This is a genomic window from Neobacillus sp. NPDC097160 (assembly GCF_044762155.1).
Classification (GTDB): Bacteria; Bacillota; Bacilli; order Bacillales; family Cytobacillaceae; genus Neobacillus.
On the sequence record NZ_JBIWDU010000044.1, the window covers coordinates 1 to 5,097 of the forward strand.

Annotated in this window: 4 protein-coding genes and 1 pseudogene; 1 reads left to right on the top strand and 4 read right to left on the bottom strand. The window is 35.9% G+C overall.

The features are described 5' to 3' along the window. Window positions 1-670 (bottom strand): annotated as a pseudogene (locus ACIQXV_RS29625) (IS110 family RNA-guided transposase); the annotation flags it as partial. A 570-nt stretch (window positions 671-1,240) separates the two neighbouring features. Beyond that, complete coding sequence (locus ACIQXV_RS29630) at window positions 1,241-1,861, bottom strand: cysteine hydrolase family protein (RefSeq protein WP_402965941.1); 621 nt, start codon at window positions 1,859-1,861, stop codon at window positions 1,241-1,243. A 370-nt stretch (window positions 1,862-2,231) separates the two neighbouring features. Between ACIQXV_RS29630 and ACIQXV_RS29635 the strand changes: the two genes are divergently transcribed. After that, window positions 2,232-3,308 carry a nitric oxide synthase oxygenase gene (locus ACIQXV_RS29635; RefSeq protein ID WP_402965944.1) on the top strand — a complete coding sequence of 359 codons (1,077 nt, stop codon included), beginning with the start codon at window positions 2,232-2,234 and terminating at the stop codon, window positions 3,306-3,308. A gap of 474 nt (window positions 3,309-3,782) precedes the next feature. Here the strand turns inward: ACIQXV_RS29635 and ACIQXV_RS29640 are convergent, their stop codons facing one another. Next, complete coding sequence (locus ACIQXV_RS29640; RefSeq protein ID WP_402965947.1) at window positions 3,783-4,157, bottom strand: CotD family spore coat protein; 375 nt, start codon at window positions 4,155-4,157, stop codon at window positions 3,783-3,785. A 523-nt stretch (window positions 4,158-4,680) separates the two neighbouring features. Further along, entirely contained in the window at window positions 4,681-4,887 is a 207-nt protein-coding gene (locus tag ACIQXV_RS29645; RefSeq protein WP_402965950.1) for a spore germination protein GerPB, read from the bottom strand. Window positions 4,888-5,097: the final 210 nt, after the last annotated feature.

Genomic DNA, 5,097 nt, shown 5'->3' on the forward strand with positions numbered 1-5,097 from the left:
ATATGTGAAAGCTGAGTTTTTAACATCATCTTTTGATGGAGTCCGACAGATCCGAATAAGGCACGTTCCAAATCATCCTTTTTCTTTTTCATACTGCTTTTTGCCATTCCAGCTAATACTTGTGGATCATCAATCCCATTGATGATTCCTTCAATCATTGATCGTCCGGACACACCCATAATGTCTGTTGCAACGGATGAAAGTTTGATATTAGCACCTTCCAACACTTTCTGCATTCTACTTATTTCTCTTGATCTTTCTTCAATAAGACTTCGGCGGTATCGAACAAGTTCCCGTAATTCTCTTTGATCTCGATTCGGAATGTAACTGTATTGAAGAAGACCGTGACGAAGCAATTTTGCGATCCATTCAGCATCTTTAACATCGGTTTTGCGTCCCGGGACAGCCCTGATGTGAGCAGCGTTGACAACCATTGGTTGAATGTCTTCTAATTCAAGAAGGTTATATATATTGGTTTCCAATAAACACCGGTACGTTCCATAGCAGCGTGAGAACAGCATTTACTTTTAATCCAATCTATTAATTTAATCAGATCGTGTGTCATAGTACCAAATGTTTGAATCTCCTTTCCTTTTGGAGTAATGGCACAAGCCGTAATGCTCTTCTTGTGAATATCTAATCCACAACATCGTTCATTAACAACATCCATTATGATCTTCCTTTCTACGGGCTGAAGTAAATTAAGGCTGGTGCAACAACCATATAAGATTAATCTATCCTGCGTGCTTCCCGTGAGGGAGCGACAATTTGTGGTGCACCTGGTCGTTAAAAATCAGTCTACCATGCGGGCTCGAGGCACCATAGTTGAACGACCTTCCTTCGCCAGCCTATAAAAAGGATTGACAGGAATAATGAAAACTAGACGGGATTATGAACCATTTTCATTCATTTGATGGTGCCGTAGCGCGGCATGGTTGTCTACCATGAAAATAAGTTTCTTCAAGAATAGAAAAATGACAATACTAAAAAAGACCCTGCTCAATCGTTAAAAAAAGAGGAGAGCGTTAATTAATTAGCCTATGGATTAGGGGTGACTGGATTAAGGTCAGTATCAGTATTGACACTTCCTACCCATTTTCATTCTCTGTGGTGCATCACTGATTTTGTGCTGCATGGATGGCTAACGGGCAGGTTAGTGGAAGAACTTTAGAATTAAACAAAAAGAGTTGTTTTCAATAGCAACCCTTTTAAGTCAACTCTTTGGACAATGTTTTATTTCTTATAATTGAGAGATTGCCTGTTGAGTTGACCATGTAGCACTGCTGAATGCCTGATAATTTGTAACAGCTGCTTGAAAATCCTTTTCACTTATGGTGGCAGTGGCATCATAAACAACAGCTGTTTGGAATCCATTCTCGATTAAGTCTCTCATATGGGATTCTACACAAATGTTTGATAAGACACCTGCCAAAATCACCTTTTCTTTCCTATGCTGACGTAATTGGTAAACAAGATCATTTGTCTGCGGACTGGCAATCTTATGGGCGGTCGCAATGACAGTTTGGTTAGATAAAATGTATGGCTTAAGTGAAGGGACCCAGTCGGCTCCTACAGAAGTGTAGTCATTTTGTTTTTGATATATTCGAAGCTTTAATAACATTTCTTGTTCAGCCCCAGTAAATTGCCAACTATAATCATGGGGATATATATAATGGGGGGATATAAAAAGTTGATATCCTTTACTCACGGCTGTACTTATTAGAATTTCAAGGTTACCTAGTGTGTTGTAATGCTCAATAATTTTTTTTGTTAAATGGTATCCTTTACCTCCGGGGGACAGAAAGTCATTTTGTGGGTCCGTTATGACAATTGCTGTATTAACGGGATTAGGTATAAACATTTTTTACCTCCAATTCACATAAATAAGTTTCCTGTATTTTAATTCAACTTATGTTCTTTGTTGAATATATATTGATGGGCGCTTGGACAAATTCTATTTTTAATGGAGCTTTGGTATTAATTTGGAATAGTCTCTTTTTTTAGCAAAGGGAAAGTTTGTGAAGAAGTGTACTTAAACTATAGGGTGCTTGAGCTTAATAAAGGGTCGCTGCTGCGGCTCTTTTATTATTGTTCTTCTAACGTGGCTGTTGAATTTAATAAAAATTCAGTGTGCTAAATTGGGATTATGTGCTGATTTTGTAACAATTGTTTTTTTTTATTTAAATCCACTATGATATTATTTGAACATGGTCCATCAAAGGAGGATTTTTTTGATTAATGATTTACTTATAGAAGCAAAGGAATATATTCGTTCTTGTTATAGAGAATTAAATAAAACTGAACAGGAACTAGATAATAGGTTAAAAGAAATTAGTAAACAGATATTAGACCAAGGTTATTATGAACACACTGCTGTGGAACTGGAATATGGAGCAAAAGTAGCTTGGCGTAATAGTAATCGTTGCATAGGCAGATTATTTTGGGATCACTTAAATGTTATCGATAAAAGGAATTTAAATTCAGAAGAGGAAATTATTGAAGCTTTATTTGAGCATATCGAATATGCAACTAATAGGGGACGGATCCGCCCTACAATCACAATTTTTTCACAAAAAACTTCTAGTAAAAAGATAAATATTTGGAATCACCAATTAGTCCGCTATGCAGGTTATAAAACTGAAAAAGGTGTTTTAGGGGATCCGCACTCTGTATCCTTTACTGAGACTTGTATAAATCTAGGATGGGAGCCGAAGTTTGGAAAATTTGATGTTTTACCCTTAGTTATTCAAATTAATGAGAACCCTCCAAAATTAGTCGAGATTCCAGAAAGACTTCTTCTCGAAGTTCCAATACTCCATCCTCATTACAATTGGTTTAAAGATTTAAACCTGAAATGGTATGCAGTACCGATGATTTCTGATATGATTCTAGAAATTGGTGGCATTACTTATACTGCGGCTCCATTTAATGGCTGGTATATGGGCACGGAGATAGGAGCGCGAAATTTAGCAGATGAAACGCGGTATAATATGCTTCCTCAAATAGGAAATTTAATGGGGTTGGATATTAAAAGTAATATATCTTTATGGAAGGATAGGGCACTTTTAGAATTGAATACAGCAGTATTACACTCTTATAAGGAAGATGGGGTTAGTATAGTAGACCATCATACGGCTGCTCAACAATTTAAAAAGTTTGAAGAAAAAGAAATGGAGAGTGAAAGGTCAGTAACAGGTGATTGGACTTGGCTCATTCCACCCTTATCACCAGCTACAACACATATTTTTCATAAACCGTATAATAATGAAATTAAAAAGCCCAACTATTTTTATCAAAGGAAACCATAATAAGTTTTAAAGAAACCAACAAAAATGTTGGCTTCTTTAATTTAGTTTTCGATTTTTAAACACTGCTTTTCAACTAAAAGGGTTCTATGCTTAAATAAGGCATCTCCTATTCCTTGTTCAACTATCGTGACAGATTGTGAAGAATTGTACTAAAAAAAACTGGTGCTTATATTGAAGACCAGCTGCCGATCCTTGGCGGCTTTTTTTTATTAAACTAAAGGCGTTCTTTACTTTAATAAAGAGTCAAGCCCTTTTCTTCTTCAACCAAATGGAAGGTTAGTGGAAGAAGAAGTTGTTTATTAAATTCGCAATTGACCCATTTTGCGTAATAAGAAAAACCAATTTATTTTAAATAAAAAAGGCACCCATAAGGTACCTAAGGAGAGCATGTTTCTGGAACTTTAATAGTATATGAAATTGTTTAGTATTTGGTAACGGAAATACAAAACCCCCTAAAAGGGGGCTTAGAGAAAATTAATATCCAAATGGACCTGATGGACAACAAGGGTTGACTGGACATCCACACATTGTATGTGTTTCACAGCATTCATTTACACATGATTCTGTGTGGGGAAAATAATGTTGATGATTAACATGATGCTTGTTGACTGTTGTCGTATGAGAAGGATGGACATGAGAGACTACTTTATTAAATAAGTTTGTTTTTACGTATTGTTGTGCAGGGTCAACTAGTCCCGGGTCATACTGAGTTGGAAACACTTGTGGCGGACAGTAAGTTGGCGGACAAGGTGGTGGCGGGCAACATTGGGCTGGCATTGGTTGTACAGGTGCTATCATATTTGGCATCATATTTGGCATCATATTTGATGGTGGAAAATTTCTATTCATCGTTAAATAACCTCCATGTGAATTTGTCTTGTGTCACCATTAATCTATGTGAACTTTTGTTTTTACGGACTAGTCGTATACCTAATTTAGAAATATTCAATGAAGCACTCTACGATGTTTTTGGACACAAAAATATGCAGTAAAGGGTCGAGATAATTCTAACAAAAGACACCAAATGCAAAGTTAAAAAAAGAAGCGTCGCTTAGACACGCTGCAATAAAAATGGACAACGTAAAAAAGGAGCCATTAAGGCTCCGAAGCAAAAAGGTTTAGCAAAGGATATTTTGTTCAGGTTTATTTTATATCATTTTTTAAGAAGTAACTCAGACACATTGGAGTTGGCACAAGGCATATGAGTGGAGATTTCCAGGGTGACTGTCTTGTCTGAACAAAAATTATCTTTTCCTAAAATTGAAAAATAAATCCATTTATAGAGAAGTAAATAAAATATTCGTTATGTCGCATTTCGAATAAATAGTGAAACAATCGACGGAAATGGCGACTTAAGGAGATGCAGATTTTTTTAATTTCGACCTACTGGTGATGCTAGTGGGACAGAAGGAGATATTGCTGTTAGATGTACTAATGATGTTCCGATTTGAGTATATCCAGCATGAGGGAGGCGTGGTTTTACACCAGACCCACAACCAATTTGTATAACTCCAGCATTGGCGATTATGCCAATTTTTAAAAAATTTATTTCAAATGTTTGTTTAAGATGTTTATTCATTTCATTCACCTCTTATTAATATATGATCAAAAGTTAGGTTTATTTCCGATTATAAAGCCATCGAAAAGAATTAATTGCACACTACGAGAAAAATGTGAACTAAAAGGGAGGGGGCTTTTATAGAACCATTATGCGGATTTTCTTATTAAACTATAGGGCAGGATAGTGGAACAAGGATTCAGAGTTAGTTAGATAGAATTAGTTAAGTAT